We start from the raw sequence: 23,282 nt of genomic DNA, 5'->3' as shown, positions 1-23,282 counted from the left end.
TCAGTTCGGGCCGGCGCTCTCGACGATGATCTCGACGCGCCGGTTGGCGCGCCGTCCGGCTTCCGTGGCGTTGCTCGCGCACGGTGCTTCCGCGCCGCGTCCGGCCGTGACGATGTGGCTCGGATCGACCTTCTCGCCGATCACCGCGGCCGCCGCCTTGGCGCGGGCACGGGACAGGTCGAAATTGGACGGGAAGGCGAGGGTATGGATCGGCTGGCTGTCGGTATAGCCGATGATCCTGACGGTCCCGTTCACCTTCGACAGCACGTCGGCGATGTGCTCGAGCGTCGGCACGAAACGCTGTTCGATGCTGGCCTGCCCGAGCGCGAACATGCCGTCGCTCTGCAGACGCAGGATCGGCACCATCTCGGTGCCGGCCACCGAAATCCGGCCGCTCCTGATGTCGGCGGCGAGCTGGTTCAGCAGCTGCGTGCGCAGGCCGGCGACTTCCGGCACCACCGGCGGAGGGCCGGGATTGGGTCGTTGCAGCACCGGCATGTTCAGCGGCGGCAGGGATTGCGCGGTGTTGGCGACCCGGTCGGTGCCGTCCGCCAGGCTGAACAGCACCAGCGCGTAGGCCAGGGCGAGAACCCCGGTGGCGATCAGGGCGGCGAGCCAGATCGGGATCTCGAACCGGAGCGGCCGGAACGGCGCCGCCAGTCCGCGCCAGCGCGGCGACAGGTCCGCCGGCGGCGCGTCCCGCAGCGAGCGGATCGCGGCGTAGGTTTCCTCGCGCAGACGATCCAGCTCGGCCGGTCCGCGCGGCGAGAGGCGATAGCGCCCCTGCATGCCGAGCGACATGCACAGATACATCAGCTCGATCAGCGACAGGTAACGGCTGGGGCTGGCCAGGAGCTTGCCCAGGATCTCGAAGAACCGCTCGCCGCCGCGCACGTCCTTGTGGAAGGCGGAGGTCAGCGAGATCTGCGCCCAGGGCCCGTGCGAGCCCCAGGGGGTGCATTGCACCACGTCGTCCAGGCTGGTGCAGAGCGCGTAATGACCGAGACGCAGATGCTCCGGCGGCACCTTGGCCTCGCGCAGCACCGTCTCGAAACGACGCAGTTCCAGCACCGTCCTTTCGCGGAGCGCACCGGAATCCGGCACGCTGACCACGTTGCGCAGACGCGCCATCAGCGCCAGCAGCGGTTGCGCCGCCTGCACCACCGGTCCGTCGCCGACCGGGGGAATGGCGGAGAAATCGATCGCCTCTCCGGGGGGCGCCGCCATGCCGCCCGCGGTCGGCGCCGCGTGATCCGTGTCGTCGCGGTTCAGACGCCGCGCACTCAGCGCGGACAGCGCCTCGCGCGGAACGATGATGGTGTGATCGTCGTCCTCCGGTTCGGAGAACGGATTGTTGTCGTTGCGACCGCTCATGACCGGATCGCCCAGAGTTCAAGCGAGAGGTTCGGCATGTTGTTCGACACATGAATGGCGAAACCGCCGGAATTCTTCATCGCCTCCCAATGCGGCGAAGAGCGTTCCAGCTCGAAATACTGCGCCCCGGCGACGAATGGCATCTGTCGCGGCGCCACCGGCAGCGGACGCAGATCGATGCCGGGAAGCGCTACGTTCACCAGTTCGCGGATGTGTTCCACCGCACCGACCTTGGCGGTGGTCGGGAACACGCTGCGCAGCGTCTCGCCGGGCACGTCGGCCTTCACGATCAGAACGATGCTGCCCCCGGCCAGGATGGTGCGATCGGCGATCGCACCGACCCAGACGCCATGGCGATGGCGCGTCAGCGGGATCTGCACCGCCGTCTGCTCCAGCACGGCCGACAGCGCACGACGCACCGCCGCCACGACGGGGGCGAAGGAGCGCGGCAGATCGTCGTGACGATACGAGCCGAACTTGTCCGGGCGGCGCTTCTGCTCGGTGAAGGTCGCCAATTCGCCCGCCATGGACAGCAGGAAACGGTAGAACGGCTCCGGATGGATGCGCGCGCTCTCCGACAGATGCTCCAGCTCGGCCTGCCAGCCATTCAGCCGTTGCAGCAGCATGAAGTCGGTGATCTCGGTGGTGGAACGCGCGCCGATCGCGGTGAGGCGCGCGGCGATGGCCTCTGCGCGCTGGTGCAGCATGCCGGCCAGTTCCACCAGCAATCCGCCGAGGACAGGCGACGCGCCGCAGCGCAGAACCGGCGGTATCCAGCGATCGTCGAGAATCACCCGGCGATCCGACGTCACCTCGACGATGCGCGCGACGGGTAGGCAACTGTAGCCTTCCAGCGTGTCGGTGCCGAGCATGGTGCGCAGGGCGAGCCGCCCGACCTGGATCTGCGCCGTTTCCGGCGCCGCCGAATGGGTGTCGTCCACCTCGAATTCGGAGGCGTTGAACCGCGCCGGATTCAGCTCGTCGCCGAATTCCCGGCTGCCGCGCTGCGAGATCGGCACGGCGAGATACACCAGAACGTCGCGCGCGGTTTCCGGCACCATCAGCGGGGCAGGGAGGTCGGCTTCGTCCGGCGCAGAGAACAACGTGCCGTCTTCCAGCAGGCCGGACGCGTTGGACAGGGCGAAATAGCCGCTGCCCAGCATGTCGCGAGCGATGGCGTAGTCCGAAAAACCCCAGGCAAAGGCGCCCAGCATCGAAACGGTGCGGCCGATCGAGCGTGCGGTCCAGCGGTCCTGCTGCTGGAAATGCTGGGCGCGGAGGAACATGCCCTCCTGCCAGAACACACGGTTGGTCCAGCTCATCGCGTACGCCCCGGTGGCGTCTGTGCGTTGTCGCTGACGGACAGTTCGGAGAGTGCCTTCTCGTAACCGCGCGCGAAGGCCTGGCCGAACACGCTGTCGAGACTGTTCTCCAGCGAGGCCTGCAGACGGGCGTGACGCGTCCTGAACATCTTCCAACGCCGGCTGTCGCGTATCACGGGGATCGCGTCGAACGGACCCGGCTGCAGCTCCTCCGCCACCTGATCGGGCGACATCTCCGCGACCACTTCCTTGATGCCGTGCTGGAAGGCCTGGTTCAGCGCCAGCTCGTGTTCGCGCACGTCGCGGATCGAATCCGCGACCGCCTGTTCCGCACTCATGCCGACCTGGCGGCCGATCCCAAGCAGCGCCGACATCGCGTCGTTGTCGTCGGTCGCGAACTTGATCGGGTTGTTGCCGAACGGCTGGATCATGGTGCGATCGATCCGGAATTCGCCTTTCACCGTGGCCCGCGCGATCAGGAGCCGGCGCAGACCCACCACATAGGCGCGAAAGGCACGGCCGAGCTTCTCGAGCGCTTCTTCCGGCGCATCCTGCGGCAGGCCTTCCAGCCCCGCGCCACGTGCGAAAGCGGCGAAGGCGCGCGCCGCACCGTCGTCGCCGGAAACCGGCGCGGGCGGAACGAAGGCCGGGGCCTCGCGAACGGGAGCCGCCGGAGGTTCCGGCTCCAGGTCGGTCGCCGGAGGAGCGAAGGGTGCCGACGCCAACGCAGGCGGCTCCGGCTCGAACACGGGCTTCTGAACCGAAACCGGCTCAGGCGCAGGGGGCGGTGCGACCGGCGGTTCCGGGGAGAGCGGTGCGATCGGCGTCTTGCTGAACGGCAGATCGGCGAACGGGTCGTCCGCCTCCGGCCGGGCCGGGTTCGCGTCGAGCGGCGCATCCCAGTTGTCCGGCAGCAGCATGTGATCGGTGCGCGGCGGCTCGAACGGCCGGTGCAGGTCGGATACGTCGTCGCCGGCGCTCCCGCGCCCGGTCGGCTCCGCGCGTGCCGCCGGCCGATCCTCGAAGAACGGCGAAAGCCCGACATCGAACGGATCGGTGATGCCCTCGCCTTCGGGCGACACGAACGGATCGCCGACCAGCCGGCCGCCCTCGCGCCCGTCTCCGAACGGCTGCGATTCCCGGTAGTGCTCCCCGGTGCTTTCGCTGCGGACATCGCCCGCTCCACCAATGCCGATCTCGTAGGACCCCATGCCGAGCCTGTCGCCGGGCTGAAGCGGATGCGACACGCCGGGCGTCAGCGTGCGCCCGTTCACACTCATGCCGTTGCTGCTGAGATCGGTGACGCGCCAGACGCCGTTCTCGGAAACGACGCGACAATGGCGCTTGGAAAGCTGCCGGGTCGGGTCGGGCAGGCACCAGTCGCAATCGGCGCCGCGCCCGATGGTGAAGTCGAGACCGCGCGGCACGAAGCGCTGTGTCGCCATGCCCGGCTCGGTGGAGGTGGCAGTCAGGTTCACGATGCGCTCGCCTTGTTCTGCGGCAGCCGGAAGGAGGCGAGGGCTGGGCGCTTTGCAACGCTGGTTCCGTCGCGCCGTCGCATCCCGATCCCTCCGATTGGCCCTGGTCCCCGGCCCGCCGCCGCCGTGCCCAACATATTACGTCGAATGTAACGATACCAACATGGTGCCGGTTCGCCGCGCGTTCCCGTCCGACGCGAAAACGCCGTCCCGCCGCTTAAGGCAGGCCGCCGGGACAGATATTCACCAGGGGGCCGTCGATCACGATGTTCGCCGGCGTCAGCGTGATGCTGCTGGCACCGCACTTCAACACCAGTTTGGTTGCCGCCGTGATCGTCACCGACCCGGCCGTCGCGGTCACGGTGATCTCGCCTTCGCTGCTGACCAGGGAGTCGTTCTTCTTCGTGGTGACGGAGCGGTCGTTGCCGATCTCGTAGGTCTGGTCGTGCTCGACTTCGAGCTTCTGGTCCTTCTGGGCATGGATGAACAACATCTCCTGCCCGAGATGGTCGTCGAACGACAGTTCGTTGTAGTCCGAAGGACCGCCGCCGGTGGTGGACCGGCTGCGGAACCCCTGCTTGGTCTGCTCCGCCGGCACCGCGAACACCGGCTGCTGTTGTTCGTGATAGAAACAGCCCAGCACGACGGGATTGTCGCAATCGCCGTTCATGAAGGACAGGCCGACCTCCGTGCCGACGCGCGGCAGATGCTGCCAGCCCCAGCGGTCGCCGGCCCAGCCATGCAGCACGCGTGCCCAGATCGCCATGCTGGCGACCGTGTCCTCGCGATGGTCGAACAGGGGCCGCACCTTCACCCGCGCCAGTTTGTCGGCATGGATCTCCTCGCCGCCTTCGCCCAGCACGATGCCGGAGAAGATGCCGGTCATGGTCGGGCGCGCGATCGTCATCGGCTCGCGCCAGGGCGTTTCCTGCTTGAAGCAGCTGAACGAGCAGTCGTACTGCGACGGCTCCGTGCCGCCGACCCAGGTCTCGTCCCGCCCGCTATGCCGGACCTCCTGGCTCACATAATCCACCCCTTCCGCTCCGGAAGACGGATCCTGTGCGAGCTCGAAGCGGAAGCCCGGACACATGTTGGGGTCGAAGCCGTGACCGTGGCACAGGGAAGCTGCGGCGCCGGCGGACTCGCCATGGAACCGTGCGCGATCGGTCGCGACCGCGTTGCTGGTCGATTGCGCCGGCCAGCGGTTGATCGTGCGCTGCCCCGCACCCGGACCGGCGTTCTGCGTGTTCTGCTGCCCACGCACCGGCGTCGATGGCCGTTCGGGATCGTAATCCTTCACCGTCACCTGGCCGGGGGCCAGCCCCGATCCGGTCGCCCAGTGGTCGAAGATGTCGACGTTCTCGCCGAGCCAGATCACGCGATGCAACGGCTGGCTCATGCGCTTGAAGCTGCCGTTATTGTCCGCGACGATCAGCTTGTGTTCGCTCTTGCTGTGCTCGAAATAATAGAACAATCCGCTTTCCTGCATCACCCGATGGCAGAAGGTCAGATTGTCCTCGTTGAATTGCGTGGTGTATTCGCGCACCGGCTGGCTGCCCGAGACGTGGAATTCCACCGGGGAGACGCCGTTCTCCGAGAAGATTTGGCGCAGGATCTCCACCGCCGTCTTCTGCTGGAAGATGCGGCAATCCACCGTCTGGCTCAGGAACCAGAGACGCGGAACCATTTCGAGATGATATTGCCAGTAACCGCGGTTTTCATGACCGATCCGGCGGACATGCCGCACGACGCCGTTGAAGCAACGATCGATCCCGTCCTTGCGTCGAACCGTCAGCGAAATCTGCTGGTTCAGAAGCGACGCGACATCAGCGCCGGCTTCATTGCAGGCGACATCGAGACCGATCTCGAAAGGCTGGCTGAGCCGTTCGGACGCCTGGAGCGACAAGGCGTGCAGGCCCGCCTGACCGCCCGCCGTGTCGTCGCCGAACGGCGACGTGAGGAGGAGGAGGCGCTCGAGACTGCCGCTCATATCCCGCTATTCCACTGCCTGAAACGGTGCGGACCGCTTTGGATCCGCACCGCCATGATCGATGAACTCAGGTGGTCTTCGCCTGGGTCAGGTCGTAGGTCACGGTGGAATCACCGCCCGAATCGCCCGTCGCGGTCTCGGTCGTGTCGGTGATGGCGATCTGCGTGAAATTGAGGCGATACACCTCGGTCGGACGGTCCTTGCCATGACCGCTATTGGTCAGGCTGGAAACGATCGCGTTGGTCAGTTTGATCTTGCGGAACGTGACTTCGCCGCCCTGATTGACGCGGGTGAAGTCGATTTCGCAATCCTTCGCCTCGCCGACGAACGCGTAGGTCGTCAGAACCGAGCTGGCCGGATCGATGAACTTGGTGAACGTCACCTCGCCGACGGCGGCGGAGGTCGACTCACGGTTCTGGCCGACACCGACCGACGAACGGATCGAACGGCTCATGTTCCAGGACACGTCGAGCAGTTCCACCCAGCTCGTGTGGTTGGTTTCCGTAACCGCGCCCTGTGCGGCGCCATACTTCATGTAAATGGCCATTGGATCTCCTGTCTCCCTCGAAAAACCACCGGGACCTGCTCGGTGCCGGGGTAGCCGCGTTGATCAAGATGAAAAGGACTTTAGCCCGCCCTGAAAGCGGAGTTTAACCCTTTCCGGACGCTCTGGCCAGGAGCGCCCCAACTCGGATCTGCGAACCTGCGACGATGTGATCGCTAGGATGCGACGACGCGAACGTCTCCGTTCTCCCCGGGTACCAGCTCGATCCGCTCGATCGGCTCCGATCCCGACAGGCTCTGCAGGAAGAAGCGAGACAGCACCGGCGTGAGCTGTGCCGCGATACGATTCTCGATGCTGCGTGCTCCTGTCTGCGCGATCGCGGCTGGATCGACCAGGCCTGCGCGCAGATCGGGCGACACCACCAGCTCCGCGCCGAAACGACTGCGTGTCATCGTCGCCAGTTTGCGCAGCTGCAGGTCGACGATCTTCTCGAGATTGGCCTCGTCCAGCGGCAGATACGGCACCACCGTGACGCGCCCCAGGAACGCCGCCTTGAAATGCTGCAGAAGGCTTTCCCGCAAGACAGCGCTCAATCCCTTCACATCCGGCGCCGTCAGCGGATCGGCGAACAAGGACGTGATGACGTCCGAACACGCGTTCGTGGTCATGATGATGATCGTGTTGCGGAAATCGACGTCCCGGCCTTCGCCGTCCTTCATCGTGCCCTTGTCGAACACCTGGAAGAACACGTCCTGCACACCGGGATGCGCTTTCTCCACCTCGTCAAGCAGAAGCACGGAATGCGGGCGGCGCCTGACCGCCTCCGTAAGCACGCCGCCCTCGCCATAGCCGACATAACCAGGCGGGCTGCCCATCAACAAACTGACCTTATGTTCCTCCTTGAACTCGGTCATGTTGATGGTCGTCAGGCTTTGCGGACCGCCATAGAGAATGTCCGCAAGCGCCGCCGCCGTCTCGGTCTTTCCGATACCCGACGTTCCCACCATCAGGAAAACGCCGACCGGCTTGCGCGGATCGGTCAAACCCGCGCGCGAGATGCGGATCGCTTCCGACACGACCGTCAAGGCATGGTCTTGACCGATCACGCGCGAGCGCAACGTATCCTCGAGAGACAGCACGCGCTGCACCTCGTCGGCGCGCATACGTCCAGCCGGAATGCCGGTCCAGTTCGACACGATCGCCGCCACCGCCTGGGCATCCACCTCCGGAAAGATCATCGGCGCTTCGCCCTGCACGTCCTGCAGCGCCCGACGCGCCTCGACGGCCCTGCCTCGTGCCGTGCCGTCCGCGGTCTCGTCGGTCTCGGCATCGCCGCGCGCGGACAAGAGCGTCGTCACCAGCCGTTTCTCGGAACCCCAGCGTTCCTCCTCGTCGGCCAGCGCGTCGTCGATCTTCGCCGCCTCTTCCGCCAGCGCCGTCATGCGTTTCGCATGGTCCGCACCCGAGCTTTCCTCGCGTTTCAGCAACCGAAGCTCGCTTTCGATTGCCGCTTGCCGGCGCTTGTGCGCCTCGATCACGGGCGGAGTGGCGTTCTGGCTCATCGCCACGCGCGCGCAGGCGGTGTCGATCAAACTCACCGCCTTGTCCGGCAATTGGCGGTCGGCGATGAAACGGCGCGAAAGCAGCACCGCCGCCTCCGCCGCTTCGTCGAGGATGCGCACGCCGTGATGCTTTTCCAGTGTCGGAACCAGCCCGCGCACCATCTCGATCGCCACCGCGTCCGATGGCTCGTCAACCTTCACCGCCTGGAAACGGCGGGCAAGAGCTGCGTCTTTCTCGATGTATTTCTTATATTCCGCCCAGGTCGTCGCGGCGATGCAACGCAGTTCGCCACGCGCCAGCGCCGGCTTCAGCAGGTTCGCTGCATCGCCCTGTCCCGCAGCCCCTCCGGCGCCGATCAGCGTATGCGCTTCGTCGATGAACAGTACGATCGGGTGCGGGCTCGCCTTCACGTCGTCGATCACCGAGCGCAGACGGTTCTCGAATTCGCCCTTCACGCCTGCACCCGCCTGCAACAAGCCCAGATCCAGCACGTGCAGCGCCACCGGAAGCAAGGCCTCCGGAACGTCGCCGGCCGCGATCCGCAGCGCCAGACCTTCCACCACCGCGGTCTTTCCGACCCCGGCCTCGCCGGCCAGGATCGGATTGTTTTGTCTGCGGCGGCTGATGATGTCGACGACCTGCCGAATCTCGCCGTCGCGTCCGAGCACCGGATCGAGCTTGCCCTCCCGCGCACTCCTGGTCAGATCGGTGGTGAACCGCGCCAGCGCGGAACCACCGGAACTCGGTTGCGGCGCCGTCCCGTCGCTCCCCGGGGCGGATGCCGGAACATCCTCTTCCGCGCTGCCCTCGGAAAGCGCGGCGAGATCGCGCCGCACCACGTCGGGCAACAGGGTGCGCCATTCCGGTCCGATCCCGCGCAGGCGCGCCCACACCGCGTCGTCCGCCAGTGCCGCGCACAGGATATGGCCGGAGCGCACCACGGCACTGTCGCACTCCACCACGCCGATCAGCACCGCGCTCTTGGCGATCGACACCAGATCGGGCGCCAAAGACGGGCTGCGGCCATTGCCGGTCTTCATGCGGTCGAGCGATGCGTTCAGCCCTGCGATTACGCGGCCCCGGTCCAGCTCGGAATGACGCAGGATCTGCTCGATATCCGTGTTGCCGACCTCGATCAGCTGCAGAAGCCAGTGTTCGATCTCGACGTTGAAATGCGAACGCGACAGGGCGGCGCCGGCCGCGGCCTCCAGCGCACGCCTGCAGGGCTGATTCAGTCTGGCAACCAGTTTCTGCAGGTCGATGCTCGACACAAACGATGCTCCCGGCAAGGCGCCTGTAGACCAGGCGACGCTTCCTGTTCTGTAACAACGGCGAGCATGACGGCTTGTTTCGGTGACTGTCCAGCGGGGGTTGTGACAGTCCCATAAATTTCACGACCGGCCCTGTTGCCGTCGAGGGCGAGCGTGCATGATCGTCAATCGGACGCAACATCGTCGCCCTTGCCGCATCGTATGGATCCCCGCTTGCCCGCCATCGCCGACGATCAAACTCTCAGCGCCATACTGCAACCTTTGCCGGGCGACGCCCCGGCCGGAACCGATCTGCGGTCCGATCCGGGTCCGCAGTCGCCCTATTCCCGCCTGCGCGATCTCCGCGCCGAAGCCCGCGCCGATGAACGGGCGGCCGATAACGATATTGTGAATGATGCCCATGCGCCGACGGCCTGGGTCGGGGTGGAGACGCTCGCCACGGCGGTGCTGTCCGAGCGCAGCAAGGATCTGGAAATCGCCGCATGGCTCGCCGAGGCGCTGGTGCGTCGCCACGGGCTGGACGGACTCGACCTGTCCGCCCGGATCATCGCCGCTCTGGTGGAGCGTTTCTGGAACGATGGCCTGTTTCCCGCTTTCGAGGCCGACGATCCCGAAGGGCGCGTCTTCGCCGTCAGCGGTCTGAGCGGCAGCGATCGCGACGGCTCGCTCCTGCAACCGCTGCGCAAGACCGTCTTGTTCGAGAAGCCCGATGGCGCGCCGATCGCACTCTGGCAGTATCAGCGCTCGCAAAGTGTGGCCGCTCTCAACGAACAAGCGCAAAAGCAGCAGCACGACAAAGCCGGCGTGACCCCGTTCGCCACGCTGGAGGCGATTGCCCGCACCACCGGGCAGGCCGCGCTGCTGGGGCTGGGGGCGGTGGTAATGCGCGCACGGAGCGCGTGGACCGCGATGGAGCAGGCGTTCGAACGAGCGGCCGGGCCGGATGCGCCGTCGACCGGCCGCGTGGCCGCGGTTCTCGCGGAATTGGAGCAGATCGTCCGGCGCTATGTGCCGGAAGAGAAATTGCAGCCGGAGGAGCCGGAACAGGTGCCGGAAACGGAGGATGTCGCGACGGCCGAAATCCCGCAGCCGCAGCGCGTCGAGATGCGGCCGGTCGGCCGGACGCGGGAGGAACTGCTTGACGACATCCTGGCGATCGCAGTTCAGTTCAGAAAGAACGAGCCGAACTCGCCCCTGAGCTTCACGCTGGAGGAGGCGGTCCGGCGCGCACGCCTGCCGCTGCCCGATCTGCTGCGGGAGATCATTCCGGAACTGTCCACGCGGTCCGGCGTGCTTACGCTGCTGGGGATCCGGCCGCAGGATGGGCAAGGATAGAACAGGCGGCCAGGAATCGGCCGTCTTTCGGACGCTAACGGGAGCTGTGGAAACGTTATGAGCGGAAGCATTCACGACAAGCTGGCCCGCGTGCGCCGGCCCCGCGTCCATATCACCTACGACGTGGAGACCGAGGGCGCGGAAGTGGTCAAGGAGTTGCCGTTTGTCGTCGGCGTGGTCGGCGATTTCTCCGGCGATCCGACCCAGCCGCTGCGCCCGTTCGCGGACCGGCGCTTCATCCAGATCGACCGCGACAATTTCGACGAGGTCATGCAGCGCATGGCGCCCGGCCTCAGGCTGACCGTACCGAACACGCTGGCCGGCGGCGACAAGGAGATGTCGGTCGAACTGGCCTTCAACAGCATCGACGATTTCGAACCGGGCCGCGTGGTCGAGCAGGTTCCGGCGCTGAAGGCGCTGCTGGAAACGCGCAATCGCCTACGCGACCTGATGAGCAAGGCCGACCGCTCCGAAGATCTCGAGCTGCTGCTCGAGCGCATCCTGCAGAACAAGAGCGAGCTCGACAGCGTCGCGGGCGAACTCGCCTCGAAGAAGGAGGGCTGACATGTCGGAAACGAACAAGCCGGCCGTTCCGCAGGCCGAAACCGTCACCGAGACCGAGGGCTCCGGCCTGCTCGGGCAGGTGATCTCGGCCACCCGCCAGACGGAACCCGATCGCGCCGCCGAACTCGTCCGCACGCTGGTCGAGCAGGCTGGTCAGGGCGTCGTCACCTTCGACCGCAATCTGACCCGCACGATCGAGAAGGCCGTCGCCAAGCTCGACGAGACTCTGTCGACCCAGCTCAACGCGATCATTCACGACCCGCGCTTCCTGAAGCTCGAAGGCTCATGGCGCGGCCTGCGCTATCTCGTGATGAACAGCGAGACGAGCAACAATCTCAAGATCCGCGTGGTGAACGCGAGCAAGAAGGAACTGCATCGCGACCTGACCCGTGTGGTCGAGTTCGATCAGAGCCTGTTGTTCCGCAAGATCTACGAGAACGAATTTGGCACCCCGGGCGGCGAGCCTTATGGCGCGCTGATCGGCGACTACGAATGGACCAACGCGCCCGAAGACATCGAGACCCTACGCGAAATCTCGCATGTCAGCGCCGCCGCCTTCGCGCCGTTCATCTCTGCCGCAGGCGCCGGCATGCTCGGTTTCGAGAGCTGGAACGAATTGTCGCGTCCGCGCGATCTGGCCAAGACCTTTGACACGGTCGAATATCTGAAGTGGCGTGGTTTCCGCGACAGCGAGGACAGCCGCTTCGTCGCACTCACCATGCCGCGCGTCCTGGCCCGTCTGCCCTACGGCGAAGGCACGCGTTCGGTCGATGAGTTCGGCTACGAGGAAGCGCCGAAGACCACTGATGGACGGCCGGCCGCTCTGCCGCATAACGAATATTGCTGGATGAACGCGGCCTTCGTGATGGGCACGCGTTTGACAGAGGCCTTCGCACGCTATGGCTTCTGCACCGCCATTCGCGGCGCCGAGAATGGCGGCAAGGTCGAGAATCTCCCGCAGCACGTCTTCGTGTCCGACGATGGCGATCTCGATGCCAAGTGCCCGACCGAGATCGGCATCACTGACCGCCGCGAGAACGAGCTGTCCAATCTCGGCTTTCTTCCGCTCTGCCACTACAAGAACGAAGACTACGCCGTGTTCTTCGGTTCCCAGACCGCGCAGAAGCCGAAGCAGTACGACAAGCCCGAAGCCACTGCCAATGCGGCGATCTCCGCGCGCCTGTCCTACATCATGGCGACCAGCCGTTTCGCGCACTACCTCAAGGTGATGGCGCGCGACAAGATCGGCTCCTTCATGGAAGTCGACGATTGCGAGCGCTGGCTCAACAACTGGGTGCGTCGCTACACCAACTCCAACGAGGCGGCGGGGCCGGAAAGCAAGGCCAAGTTCCCGCTGCGCGAAGCCAAGGTGGAAGTCACCGAGGTTCCGGGCCGTCCAGGCGCTTACAACGCGGTGGCCTATCTGCGCCCCTGGCTGCAGCTCGAAGAGCTGACCGCCAGCATGCGTCTGGTGGCGCGCATCCCGGAACGCGTCTGACGCACAAAAAAGGGCCCGGACGGTTTTGAGCGATATGGAGCCGTCCGGCCCGACCCTGCGCGATGCCATTCTCGGCGGCGCGCACGCGACCAGGGACTGGGTGGAGCATCCTTCCGGACCCGATCGGTTCCTGTCCTTTCTGCGCGACGACGCGCTTGCGCTCGCGCACTGGTTCGACTCCGCGGAACTGAGCCGCGTCGCGGGTGAGGGGGGCGATGCCGGTCGTGCCCGCCTCGCACGCTGGTTGCGCGGCGCGATCGACCGCGATCTGGCGCGCATTGACATGCTGCTGTCGGCGCAGCTCGACGCCCTTCTGCATCACCCCCGCCTTTTGCGTCTGGAAGGGTCCTGGCGCGCTCTGGCCCGTCTGGTGGCGCAGGCCAGCGTCGATGCCCCGATCCAGGTGCGTCTCCTGTCCGCGCGCTGGGACGAGCTTGCGCGCGATCTCGAGCGCGCCATCGAGTTCGACCAGTCCGTGTTCTACCGCATGGTCTACGAGAGCGAGTTCGGCCGGGCTGGCGGAGAACCGTTCGGGCTGATGGTGCTGGATCACGAGGTCAGCCATCGCCCGCCGCCGCGCGCGCCGGGCGGTCGCGCACCGGTGGACGATGTGGCGGTCCTGAAGCTGCTGCGCTCCGTCGCCGCCGCCGCCTTCGTGCCGATGATCCTGTCGGCATCGCCGACCCTGCTCGGCGCGGACCGGTTCAGCGATCTCGCGCTGTCGCACGACATGGCCTCTGTTCTCGCCGATGGCGACCATCTCCGCTGGCGCACCATGGCGGAGGGCGAGGATTCTCGGTTTCTCGGCGTGACGCTGCCACGCGTCCTGGCGCGCCCGCCCTGGACGCGCGCCCAGACCGGCGGCTGGTACGAGGAATACGCGCCGGACGAGGACACGCGCTGCTGGAGCGTCGCCGGCTACGCGCTGGCGGGCGTGGTGTTGCGCGCCCATGCCGCGTTTCGCTGGCCGGCCGACGTTCGCGGCGTGGTGGCGGGCCGCATCGGCGGCGGCCTCGTCACCGATCTCGTCGACGAGCCGTTCCGTTTCGGCGCGCAGACCGTCCTGCCGCGCGGCGTCACCGATCTCGCCTTCAACGACACGCAGGAACGGCTCCTCACCGCCGCCAACCTGATCCCCATGAACACGCTGCCCTACGGTCAGGCCGCGTTCGGGGCCGTGCGGAGCTTGCAGATGCGGGCGGGTACCGCGCCCGGGCGCCGCATCACCGGCGAGCAGGCCAATCGCCGTTTGTCCGCCGAACTCAACGCCATTCTCTGCGCCTCGCGCTTCGCGCATTACGTTAAGATCATCGGCCGCGACATGACGGGCGGGCACGCCAGCGCGCGCGACATCGAGCGCACGTTGCAGACCTGGCTGCGCGGCTACACCAACAGCAACGTTTCCCCCGATGCGGGCAGCCGCGCGCGGCACCCGCTTTTGTCGAGCCAGGTGCAGGTCACGGACAACCCGGAGCGTCCCGGCGCGATGGATTGCGTGATCCAGTTGCAGCCGTTCCATCAGCTCGACGACGTCTCCACGGTGCTGCGTCTCACCACCAGCCTGTCCGGCCCCGACATGGCCGCCGCCCGCTAACCCAGAAACGGAATCGCCATGAGCAGTCCAGACCAGGCCCGAATCGCCTTCAACGCCGGCGATCTCGACGCGGCGATCGAGAGCGCCAGCGCCGACATCAAGGCGCGCCCGTCCGATCCGGCGCCGCGTCTGCTGCTGGCCGAGCTGCTGCTGTTCCGCGGCCAGTTCGACCGGGTGGAAACGCTGCTGGCGGCACTGGCCACCCTGTCGCCCGATCTCGCCCTCGTGGTGGCCGAGTTCCGGCAGTTGCTGCGCGCCGAGATCGCGCGTGGGCAGGTGTTGGCCGAGGGCGGTGTGCCCAGCTTCCTCGGCGAGCCGACCCCGTCGCAGCAATCGGCGCTGCAAACCCTGGTCTCGCTCCGGGCCGGCGACACCGAGGCCGCCGCCGGCTTCGCCCGCGAGGCCGAGGAGAAGCGTCCGCGCGTTTCAGGTCATCATTCCGCGGGCGACGAGACGGTCGCGTTCGACGATTTCCGCGACGCCGACGACGTGCTGGGCGGCACGATCGAGGTGCTGACCACGACGGGCGTGTACTACTGGGTGCCGGTCGAGCGCATCGACTCTATCCAGTTCCACGCCCCGAAACGGCCGCGCGACCTGTTCTGGCGCCGCGCCAGCATCGCCATCCAGAGCGGCCCGGACGGCGATGTCTATGTGCCGAGCTGTTATCGCGCGGTCCCCGACGCCCCGGCCGCGATCCTGCTCGGGCGCGCCACGGACTGGACGGAAACCGAGCCGGTGCGCGGCGCCGGCCAGCGCGTGTTCCTGGCCGGCGAGGAGGCGCTGCCGATCAACGGCATCGACCTGCTGACCTTCACCGGCACCCCGTGAGCGGGCGGGGCGCATCCTGGTGAGGATCGGCCGCGTGCCGGGCGTCCGCGTACGGACCAGCGTGCTGGACCGGCTGATCGACGCCAACCCGGACCAGAAAGCCGATCCCGCCGCGGATGCGCCCACCGTGCCCGATCTGCTGCGCCTGGTGCAGCGCGATCTGGAGATGCTGCTGAACGCCCGCAAGCCCTGGCAGGTGCTCGATCGCCGCCGTCCCGATCTGCGCTTGTCGCCGCTCGGCTACGGTCTCGGCGATCTTGGTGCCGGCGCGCTCAACCACGCCGCCGACAAGGAAGCGCTCCGCACCGAGATCGAGGCGCTGATCCGCCGCTTCGAGCCGCGCCTGGCCGAGGTGCGGGTCACAGCACTTGCCGGCGATTCGCCGCTGTCCACCACCCTGCCTTTGTCGATCGACGGGCTGCTGCTGGTCGATCCCGATCCTGAACCGGTCCGGTTCGGTACCGTTGTCGATCCGTTGAGCCCCGCCGTCACGCTCCGCACCATACGCGACGTTTGAGTCCGCCCATGCCGATCGACCTGTCCGACGCCTATCAAAGAGAGCTGGATGCGATCCGCAGGCTGGCCGGCGAGTTCGCCGAGGCGCATCCGAAGATCGCCCGCAGGCTGCGCGTCGGCCCGAACGGCGTCGACGATCCCCATGTGGAACGCTTGCTCGAAGGGGCGGCCTTCCTGTCCGCCCGCACGCAGCAGCGCCTGGACGACGAATTCCCCGAACTGACCGACGCGCTGCTCGGCGTGCTGTATCCGCGTTATCTGGCGCCGATCCCGTCCGCCGCCATCATCCGGTTCACCGCCCGGCCCGATCTGCGCGCGCCGGTACCGGTGCCCGCCGGCACCATGCTGGAAGCGGACCCCTACGACGGCGTCGCCTGCCGTTTCCGCACCGCCAGCCCGGTCACGCTCTGGCCGATCGAGACCGTCTCCACCCAGCTCACGGGCCTGCCGCTGAACGCGCCGGTCGTGCCGGTCTCCAGGCAGGGCAAGAGCAGCCTGCGCATCCGGCTGCGCATGGCGGGCGAGCAGGCGCGGTTCAACGAACTCGCGCCCGACACGCTGCGCTTCTTCATCGACGCCCCGGTGGCGCAGGCGATCCGGCTGCTGGAACTGATGAGCCAGCACACGCTGGGCCTCGCACTGGCCAACGGTCCGAACGACGACCGCCCGACGCCCCTGCCGGCCTCCTCGCTCTCCGCCGCCGGCTTCGCGGCCGACGAGGCGCTTTATCCCTGGCCCCGGCGCACCTTTTCCGGCTTCCGACTGCTCACCGAATATTTCGCCCTGCCGGAGAAATTCCTGTTCGTCGACATCGCCGGGCTCGACGCCCGCACGCTGGTGCAGGACAGCCGCGAGCTGGAGCTGTTCGTGTATTTCGACATCGCCATGCCGGAGCTGGAGCGCGTGCTTCAGCCGAACTGCCTGGCGCTCGGCTGCACCCCGGTGGTCAACCTTTATCCCGGCGCCTGCGAGCCGATCCGGCTGGACCACTGGCGCACCGACTACGTGGTCGAGCCCGCGCGCGACAGGGCAGGCGTGGAGGAGGTGTGGGATATCGAGCAGGTGCGGGAGATCGACGAGAACGGCACCGTCCGCTCCTGGCGCCCGCTCTACCAGCAACTCGCGGAGGATGACGGCACCAGCGCTGGCATGTTCGCGCTGATCCGCAGGCCGGACGCCAATTGGCGCGGCGGCACCGAAACGCGCCTGTCGCCGATCGACCTGCAACTCGACCCGGACCGTCCGGCGGATCGTGTGCTGTCGGTCGATGCGCTGCTCACCAACCGCGATCTGCCGTCGCGCCTGCCGGTCGGCGGCGGCGAGCCGCGTCTGCACCCGACAGAAGGTCTCGGTTCGGTCTCTGCGATCGCCTGCCTGACCCCGCCGACGCCGAGCTGGCGCGCGCCCCTGCGTGAGAAGCACAACTGGCGGCTGATCTCGCATCTGGTGCTGGGACGGCTGGGTTTGACCGGCGGCGGCGACGCGGCGGCCTCGCTCCGCGAATGGCTGCGCCTCTACGACGTGCGCGACGCGGACGACACGCGCCATGCCGTCGCCAGCCTGCTCGCGGTCGACACGAAGGATTCCGTCGCGCGCGTGCCGGGTGCCCGGATCGGCTCGTTCTGTCGCGGGCTGGAGGTCACGCTGCTGTTCGACGCCGCGCATTGGGATGCGGGCGGGCTTTATCTGCTCGCCTCGATCCTGGAACGCGTGCTGGCGCTGCACGTCACTGTGAACAGCTTCGTCCGCACCGTGGTGCGTCTGCGGGGCCGCTCCGATCCCGTGGCCCGCTTCGCACCGCGTGCGGGCGATCGCGTGCTGCTGTGAGCGCGGACGCCGCCACGCCGTCCCTGCTGCAGACCCTGCAGCAGCAGCCCGGCCGTTTCTCGTTCGATGCCGCCATCACCGTTCTGCTCGCCGCTTCCGGCGCCGCCCCGGAACAGGCGCTGCGTTTCGAGACCGTCGCCGGCCTGGCCCCGGCGCTGCGCGACGTGCTGTCGGTGCGGGAAGACTGGCGCGGCGACCATCGCCGCTACACGGTCAGGATCGGCTTTTCCGGCCTGACCGGCCCGGGCGGCGTGCTGCCCAGGCCCTATACGGAAATGGCCGGGGAGGAACGCCGTCGCCGCTCCCAGGCCATGGGCGGCTTCTTCGACATGCTGTCGCAGCGCTTCCTGCTGCAATACGCGCTGGCCGGCGCTAAGTATCATCCCGCCCGTGCCGCGCTGATCTCGGGCCCGATGCCCAAGGCCGCCACGCGCGCCGTCGCCGTGCCGGAACGCGACGGCATCGCCCAGGCTCTGCTGTCGCTGACCGGGCACGGCCTGCCCGGCGATCTGGAGCGCTCCGCGCTGGGCGTGAACCAGCTGCTGTATTTCTCCGGCCTGTTCGCGTCCCGCCCGCGTTCGGCGGATCGCCTCGGCGCCCTGCTCGGCGAGTGGCTCGACGTTCCGGTCAGGATCGAGCAGTTTGTCGGAAGCTGGCAGGTGCTGGACCCGTCCGAACGCACACGCCTCGGCGCGAAATACAGCACGCTCGGCAGCGACACCGCTGCCGGCGGCCGCGTCTGGGACATCCAGGGCCGCATCCAGATCACGGTCGGGCCGCTCGATCTCGGTCGTTTCGAGGCGCTGCTGCCCGGCAGCCCGCGCCTGGAGCTGCTGCAGCGGCTGATCCGCACCTTTCTGGACGACGAGGCCGCGTTCGCCGTGAAGCTGATCCTGCGCGGCGACGCCGTTCCGCCGGCGAGAATGGGCGGCGTCCGGCTCGGGCACACCGGCTGGCTGCCGACCACCAGGCTGCCTCGTCCGGATGCCGAGGACACGGTCTTCGCCGACAACGCGGCCCGCCGCGCCTGATTAAATTACACGGTGCAACTTAATCGCGGCAGACGACGATCACCGACACGTTGTCGCGGGCGCGACGGCGCAGCGCGGTGTCGAGCATGGCGGCTGCGACGTCGCCGGGACCGCTCATGAGCTGGCAGATCTCGTCGTCTTCCATGGTCTTGGTCAGGCCGTCGCTGCAGAGCAGGAATCGGTCGCCGGGCAGGGACTCGCCCGTGCGCTTGGCGATGGCCAGTTCGCCGTGGATGCCGCCCACGGCGCGGGTGATGACGTTGGCCTTGGGATGCACGCGCGCTTCGGCCGGAGTCAGCGTGCCGGCATCGACCATTTCCTGGACCATGCTGTGGTCGTGGGTGAGCTGGATCAGTTCGCCGTCGCGGCAGAGATAGATCCGGGAATCGCCGACCCAGAGACACACGAAATAGGGGCCGTCCAGCATCAGCACGGCTACGGTGGAGGCGGCCTTGCTGTTGCTGAGCAGGGCTTCGTGCGCGGCGGTGACGGCGCGTCGGATCTCGCCAAGGCGTTCCGTCACCGGCACGGCGGGCGAGATGCGGCTGATGTTGGCGATCACCGCATCGGCGGCGGCGCGTCCGTTCTCGGTGCCGCCGGCACCGTCGGCGACCGCATAGACGTCCATTTCTGGACGGCAGACCAGCGCGTCCTGGTTTTCCGGGCGCACCGCACCGCGATGGGAAACGGAATAGACCTGACCGCCGAACATCAGGAAAAGGTCCCGGCGCTCAACGGGGATTCCACCGTGCTTCCATGTCGCGCCGGACCTCCCAGTAGGCATTGGCCAGGGCCTGATCCACGGCGCGGTCGAGGTTGCCGGTCATGTCCCGGAAGCGCTTGCGCGCCAGGGCGGCGCTGCGCCAGCGCCGCCAGCCCGGCAGCAGGTCGAGCCAGTGCGGCGGCAGTTCTTCGGCCGGACGGTCCGGATCGAGCGACAGGATCGTTTCGCGCAGGCTGCGCCGTGCGGCGCGCACCAGCCAGTCGTGATGGAGCTGGACCTCGCGGAACACCGCCTCGACCGAATCCGGCGAGGTCGCTTCGCCGTGCAGCAGGCGGGACAAAGCCTCGCCGTTGTTGCGCGCGGCCAGCAACGGCAGGGCGATCGCTTCCTCGCGGGTCGTGGTGCCGGCATCGGCGGTGCTTTCGTTCGCGTCGCCCAGCGTGGCGAAGCGCAGATCGCGTATGCCGGCCATCGCCGCCCGCAGCGCCGCGCCCGCGTTGCGCAAGGCGGCGGCATCGTCGGTGCCGGCGGGCAGATCGCCCGCGGCCAGGGATGCGCCGGCCAGAAGATCGGAGAGGCCGGAGGTTTCGCGTACGACCGGGGTGGGGCGATGAAGAAACAAGCGCGTCGGCTCTCCCTCGTCGATGCGGGGGCGCGTTCGGGACGGGCGCGGATAGGAGCGGGGCGGAACGTCCGGCGGCGCCACGCTGCCGGGACGCGCGCCGCCGCGATGCGGCCCGATCGGGATCTGCATGAAGGAGGCCTCGTCTTCCTGCAGGTCCACCGCCAGTTCGTAATCGCCGAAGCGCACCGCTTCGCCACGCTCCAGCCTGTGCGGCTGCGGACCGAGACGCCTGGTCTCGCCGTTGTGACGCAGGAACGAGCCGTTGCGGCTCACATCGGACACGGACCAGCCGCCCTCGTCCTGCTGGAACACGCAATGGGTCTTGGACAGGGTGCAGCTCGGATCGTCCAGCACCCAGTCGGAGGGGCGCGCGCGGCCGACCTGGAACGCGCCGGACGAGACCATGCGCGTCTGGTTCAGGAAGCCGTTCGGGCCGCGCGTGACGGAAAGAAGCAGGGTGGTCATGCCGCGCCCTCGCCGACCAGACGGAGGAAATGGTCGCGCTCGTCCTTGTGGCGAACGAACCCGGCCAGGGTCTCGGCGAGCGCCTCGGCGCTCATGCCGGGTTCTTCCGCGCGCCGCACCAGAAGCGGCGCGATCGGGCCGATCACCATGGACAGGCACGCGGCGATGCGGGTGCGTTCCGCGTCGCCGATCGGCGTGGGCAGGGCGTAGTGCGGCCCCGGGGTGAAGGACACCAGCCCCGCTTCCGTGGGGTCGTGCAGCGGTGCTCGGGCCGGGTTGCGGACCGAGTCGGCCGGGGACAGGGTGCTCTGGTCGTCATGGTCGTCGACCATGACGCCGTTCGCGACCGGAATCGTTTCCGCGCTGTGAGCGTGTGTATCGAAATCCGTCCGGTGGTCCGGAATCGGCGCGAGCTGTGGCTCGGCCTGTTTCGGGACCGCCGGGCGCGGGATCGCCAGGGTGGGCTGCGGCTCCGGTCCTGGCTCGGGCCCGGGTTCCGGCCCGGGATTCGGGGCCGGTCGCGTCTGGAGATCGGCGGCCGGCTCCCGAAACGCGTCCGGGACGGTTTCCGGCGCGGGCGGACTGGTATCGATCGGCCTGGTATCGATCGGCTGCGGCGGCGCGGTGAACAGCGGGGTCGCGGCCGGCCGTGTCGCTGCGGCCGGTGTTTCCGGCGCCGGGGCGCGCAGATCCGGCAGGGCCGTCGGCCGCAGGGTCGCGTCCGGGTCCTCGTCCTCGAAGAGCGGAGCCGGCTGCGGTTCCGGCTGCGCTTCCCCTTGCGCTTCTGGCGCGGCGGAAGGCGGGACCGGGGTGGCGACCGGCGGTTGTTCCGGCGCCGGCACCGGCAGCGGGTGTGGTGGAGCGGCAACGGGCGCCGATGGTGCGGTCTCGGCCGGGGAAGCCGGTTCGATGGCGCGCGCCATCGTGGTTTCGGTCATCGGTGCGCTGATCGTCGGCTGCGCTTCTGCGCCGGTCTGACGCACGCTGCCGTCCTGGGTCGTGGCACCGGGCTGGAACACCCGTCTCGTCTCTGTGGCGATGACCGGCGGCATGCCGGTGCGCGGGAGGCGGGATTCGCGGGCGATATCGTCCAGGATGCGGGCGAAGGAGGCCGCGTCCGGATGGCGCTGGTCGGGCGATTTCGCCAGCGCCTTGTCGATCGCGTCGCTGAAGCCGGGCGGCAGGTCGTCGCGAAGCTGCGACAGCGGCACGTGCGGCTTGTTGACGATGGAGAAGATGGTTTCGGTGTAGTTCACGCCCGAGAAGGCGCGCTCGCCTGCGATCAACTCGTAGAGCACGCAGCCGAGGGAGAACAGGTCGTTTCGTCCGTCCAGCGCCGAGCCCAGGCATTGTTCCGGCGACATGTAGGAGGGCGTGCCGATCAGCAGCGGCGTGACCGTCAGCTCCATGCTGGTCAGGCGAGAGATGCCGAAATCGGTGATCTTCAGCGACAGGTCCGGCATCATCAGGATGTTGGCCGGCTTGATGTCGCGATGGACGATGGATCGCCCGTGCGCGTAGTGCAGCGCGTCCAGCACCTGAAGGGCGATATGGATCACCTCGTGCACGGGACGTTTGGAGCCGCGCGGGAAGAACTGCTGCAGCCCGATCCCGTCGATATATTCCATGACGAGATAGGGGTTCTCGTCGTGCATGGCGAAATCGTAGAGACCCACGATGTTCGCGTGCATGCAGCGGCCGGCGATCTTGGCCTCGTTGCGGAAGCGTTTGAGGTAGTTCTCGCGCTCCTCCGTATCGAGCAGATCGGCGCGGATGAGCTTGATCGCGACGAGCCGGTCGATCTCTTCGTCCTGGCCCAGATACACGATGCCCATCGCGCCGCGGCCGAGCATGGACCGGATATGGAAACGGCCGATCCGGTCCGGCATGGCAGCCGAGGCGGTCATGACTCAAGCAGTCCGATCGCGCTTTCCATCGAGCGCCGGAGACGGTTGAACGATCGCGTGATGGTGCCGATCTCGTCGTTTCCGGCATGGGCGAATTCTTCCACCCCGGTCTGGCCGAGGCTGATCCGCTCCGCGACGTCGGCGACATGCCCCAGCGGGCGCAGCACCAGGAAGGTGAGCACGAGATTGAACAGGCCGAGCAGGGCAGCGGCCAGAACGACCATCCAGACAAGCGCCGTGGTGGCGGCATGCAGCGAGGGCAGCGGCACGGTGGCGATCGTCACGCCGACGATCTCGCCGGGCTTGTCGTTGAAGCCGCCCGACCCGCCGAACGCGTCGACGATTCCGGCCGGCGCGGCGCTGCGCGAGGTGTAGCAGGTGGCGCAGACGCCCGGCGCGAAACGCAGCGGCGTGACCAGGGACAGCATCCGCCCGTCCGACCCGTCGGTTTCGAGCGTGTAGGGCTGCGGATCGGCGTCCGCGCGCAGTTTCTCGATCGCTGCGCGTTCTTCCGCGGACGGGCGATCGGCGCTGCCGACCGGGTTCAGCACCACCCGCCGCACGCTGATTCCGGGTTCCGCCTCGGCCAGCATGCGCGCCTGCGCCTCGGTGGCGGCGAAGGGGGAGGCCGCCGGAACGAACACGAGCTGCCGCCCGCCTTCCGCCAGGAGCGGGGCCACCTTCTCGGCGGTGTAGCGTCCGGCGATGCCGGTTTCGGTGGTGAGCAGCTCCGCCTGACGGCGCGCCTCACGCACGGCGTCGCCATGAACGCCGGACCGGACCGCCAGCGCGCCGACCAGCAGCAGAATCACGGCGCCTGCGGCGAAGAACAGATTGGCTCGGAGGCGGAGGCTCATCACCG

At 67.8% G+C, this 23,282-nt stretch carries 18 protein-coding genes; 8 read left to right on the top strand and 10 right to left on the bottom strand.

Annotated features, from left to right (window positions below; translation table 11 throughout):
- The 6 genes from icmH to tssH form a co-directional block, all read right to left on the bottom strand.
- Window positions 1-1,374: a type IVB secretion system protein IcmH/DotU gene (icmH, locus tag ACZ5BM_RS01860; RefSeq protein WP_498909647.1), complete on the bottom strand. Its 1,374-nt coding sequence runs from the start codon at window positions 1,372-1,374 to the stop codon at window positions 1-3.
- The gene (tssK, locus tag ACZ5BM_RS01855; RefSeq protein ID WP_498909646.1) at window positions 1,371-2,696 is read right to left on the bottom strand and encodes a type VI secretion system baseplate subunit TssK; all 1,326 of its coding nucleotides are present in this window, start codon (window positions 2,694-2,696) and stop codon (window positions 1,371-1,373) included. The genes icmH and tssK overlap by 4 nt, the downstream gene beginning before the upstream one ends.
- A complete protein-coding gene (gene tagH, locus ACZ5BM_RS01850; protein WP_498909645.1) occupies window positions 2,693-4,174 on the bottom strand; it encodes a type VI secretion system-associated FHA domain protein in 1,482 nt (493 codons plus the stop codon). Before tagH ends, tssK begins: the two co-directional genes overlap by 4 nt.
- A 217-nt stretch (window positions 4,175-4,391) precedes the next feature.
- Window positions 4,392-6,164 (bottom strand): type VI secretion system Vgr family protein, encoded by a 1,773-nt coding sequence (locus tag ACZ5BM_RS01845; RefSeq protein WP_498909644.1) that lies wholly within the window; start codon window positions 6,162-6,164, stop codon window positions 4,392-4,394.
- Between the two features lie 67 nt (window positions 6,165-6,231).
- Window positions 6,232-6,711, bottom strand: coding sequence for an Hcp family type VI secretion system effector (locus ACZ5BM_RS01840; RefSeq protein ID WP_498909643.1), 480 nt, complete (start codon window positions 6,709-6,711; stop codon window positions 6,232-6,234).
- 173 nt (window positions 6,712-6,884) lie between these two features.
- Window positions 6,885-9,503, bottom strand: coding sequence for a type VI secretion system ATPase TssH (gene tssH / locus ACZ5BM_RS01835; protein ID WP_498909642.1), 2,619 nt, complete (start codon window positions 9,501-9,503; stop codon window positions 6,885-6,887).
- Window positions 9,504-9,716: 213 nt separating this feature from the next.
- Between tssH and tssA the strand changes: the two genes are divergently transcribed.
- From tssA to tssG, 8 genes are read left to right on the top strand one after another with little or no spacing between them, the layout of a single operon-like run.
- On the top strand, window positions 9,717-10,838 hold the full coding sequence (tssA, locus tag ACZ5BM_RS01830) for a type VI secretion system protein TssA (protein ID WP_498909641.1): 1,122 nt from the start codon (window positions 9,717-9,719) through the stop codon (window positions 10,836-10,838).
- Window positions 10,839-10,895: 57 nt separating this feature from the next.
- Window positions 10,896-11,402: a type VI secretion system contractile sheath small subunit gene (gene tssB, locus ACZ5BM_RS01825; protein WP_498909640.1), complete on the top strand. Its 507-nt coding sequence runs from the start codon at window positions 10,896-10,898 to the stop codon at window positions 11,400-11,402.
- A 1-nt stretch (window position 11,403) separates the two neighbouring features.
- Window positions 11,404-12,900: a type VI secretion system contractile sheath large subunit gene (gene tssC / locus ACZ5BM_RS01820; RefSeq protein WP_498909639.1), complete on the top strand. Its 1,497-nt coding sequence runs from the start codon at window positions 11,404-11,406 to the stop codon at window positions 12,898-12,900.
- Window positions 12,901-12,934: 34 nt separating this feature from the next.
- Complete coding sequence (gene tssC / locus ACZ5BM_RS01815; RefSeq protein WP_498911443.1) at window positions 12,935-14,494, top strand: type VI secretion system contractile sheath large subunit; 1,560 nt, start codon at window positions 12,935-12,937, stop codon at window positions 14,492-14,494.
- A gap of 18 nt (window positions 14,495-14,512) precedes the next feature.
- Complete coding sequence (locus tag ACZ5BM_RS01810; protein WP_498909638.1) at window positions 14,513-15,325, top strand: type VI secretion system accessory protein TagJ; 813 nt, start codon at window positions 14,513-14,515, stop codon at window positions 15,323-15,325.
- A gap of 34 nt (window positions 15,326-15,359) precedes the next feature.
- Window positions 15,360-15,842: a type VI secretion system baseplate subunit TssE gene (gene tssE / locus ACZ5BM_RS01805; protein ID WP_498909637.1), complete on the top strand. Its 483-nt coding sequence runs from the start codon at window positions 15,360-15,362 to the stop codon at window positions 15,840-15,842.
- Window positions 15,843-15,850: 8 nt separating this feature from the next.
- Complete coding sequence (gene tssF / locus ACZ5BM_RS01800) at window positions 15,851-17,668, top strand: type VI secretion system baseplate subunit TssF (RefSeq protein WP_498909636.1); 1,818 nt, start codon at window positions 15,851-15,853, stop codon at window positions 17,666-17,668.
- Window positions 17,665-18,699 carry a type VI secretion system baseplate subunit TssG gene (gene tssG / locus ACZ5BM_RS01795; protein ID WP_498909635.1) on the top strand — a complete coding sequence of 345 codons (1,035 nt, stop codon included), beginning with the start codon at window positions 17,665-17,667 and terminating at the stop codon, window positions 18,697-18,699. Before tssF ends, tssG begins: the two co-directional genes overlap by 4 nt.
- 19 nt (window positions 18,700-18,718) lie before the next feature.
- On the opposite strand, the gene ACZ5BM_RS01790 is transcribed toward tssG, so the two are convergent.
- Genes ACZ5BM_RS01790 through ACZ5BM_RS01775 form a run of 4 tightly spaced genes read right to left on the bottom strand, consistent with a single transcriptional unit; the run spans window position 18,719 to window position 23,277 of the window.
- Window positions 18,719-19,411, bottom strand: a complete 693-nt coding sequence (locus ACZ5BM_RS01790) for a PP2C family protein-serine/threonine phosphatase (protein WP_498909634.1) — start codon at window positions 19,409-19,411, stop codon at window positions 18,719-18,721.
- A gap of 19 nt (window positions 19,412-19,430) precedes the next feature.
- Complete coding sequence (locus ACZ5BM_RS01785; RefSeq protein WP_498909633.1) at window positions 19,431-20,513, bottom strand: FHA domain-containing protein; 1,083 nt, start codon at window positions 20,511-20,513, stop codon at window positions 19,431-19,433.
- A complete protein-coding gene (locus tag ACZ5BM_RS01780; RefSeq protein ID WP_498909632.1) occupies window positions 20,510-22,420 on the bottom strand; it encodes a serine/threonine protein kinase in 1,911 nt (636 codons plus the stop codon). Before ACZ5BM_RS01780 ends, ACZ5BM_RS01785 begins: the two co-directional genes overlap by 4 nt.
- Entirely contained in the window at window positions 22,417-23,277 is an 861-nt protein-coding gene (locus tag ACZ5BM_RS01775; RefSeq protein ID WP_498909631.1) for a Tll0287-like domain-containing protein, read from the bottom strand. The genes ACZ5BM_RS01780 and ACZ5BM_RS01775 overlap by 4 nt, the downstream gene beginning before the upstream one ends.
- Window positions 23,278-23,282 lie beyond the last annotated feature (5 nt).

The sequence above is a fragment of the Lichenicola sp. GTC18331 genome, from assembly GCF_055386855.1.
The sequence above is the reverse complement of the archived record's forward strand: the minus strand, read 5'-3'. Positions and strand labels throughout refer to the sequence as shown.

Coding starts and splice junctions, on each gene's coding strand:
- icmH (WP_498909647.1), bottom strand. CDS start 1,374: ATGAGCGGTCGCAACGACAACAATCCGTTCTCCGAACCGGAGGACGAC.
- tssK (WP_498909646.1), bottom strand. CDS start 2,696: ATGAGCTGGACCAACCGTGTGTTCTGGCAGGAGGGCATGTTCCTCCGC.
- ACZ5BM_RS01845 (WP_498909644.1), bottom strand. CDS start 6,164: ATGAGCGGCAGTCTCGAGCGCCTCCTCCTCCTCACGTCGCCGTTCGGC.
- ACZ5BM_RS01840 (WP_498909643.1), bottom strand. CDS start 6,711: ATGGCCATTTACATGAAGTATGGCGCCGCACAGGGCGCGGTTACGGAA.
- tssB (WP_498909640.1), top strand. CDS start 10,896: ATGAGCGGAAGCATTCACGACAAGCTGGCCCGCGTGCGCCGGCCCCGC.
- tssC (WP_498909639.1), top strand. CDS start 11,404: ATGTCGGAAACGAACAAGCCGGCCGTTCCGCAGGCCGAAACCGTCACC.
- tssC (WP_498911443.1), top strand. CDS start 12,935: ATGGAGCCGTCCGGCCCGACCCTGCGCGATGCCATTCTCGGCGGCGCG.
- ACZ5BM_RS01810 (WP_498909638.1), top strand. CDS start 14,513: ATGAGCAGTCCAGACCAGGCCCGAATCGCCTTCAACGCCGGCGATCTC.
- tssF (WP_498909636.1), top strand. CDS start 15,851: ATGCCGATCGACCTGTCCGACGCCTATCAAAGAGAGCTGGATGCGATC.
- ACZ5BM_RS01790 (WP_498909634.1), bottom strand. CDS start 19,411: ATGTTCGGCGGTCAGGTCTATTCCGTTTCCCATCGCGGTGCGGTGCGC.
- ACZ5BM_RS01785 (WP_498909633.1), bottom strand. CDS start 20,513: ATGACCACCCTGCTTCTTTCCGTCACGCGCGGCCCGAACGGCTTCCTG.
- ACZ5BM_RS01780 (WP_498909632.1), bottom strand. CDS start 22,420: ATGACCGCCTCGGCTGCCATGCCGGACCGGATCGGCCGTTTCCATATC.
- ACZ5BM_RS01775 (WP_498909631.1), bottom strand. CDS start 23,277: ATGAGCCTCCGCCTCCGAGCCAATCTGTTCTTCGCCGCAGGCGCCGTG.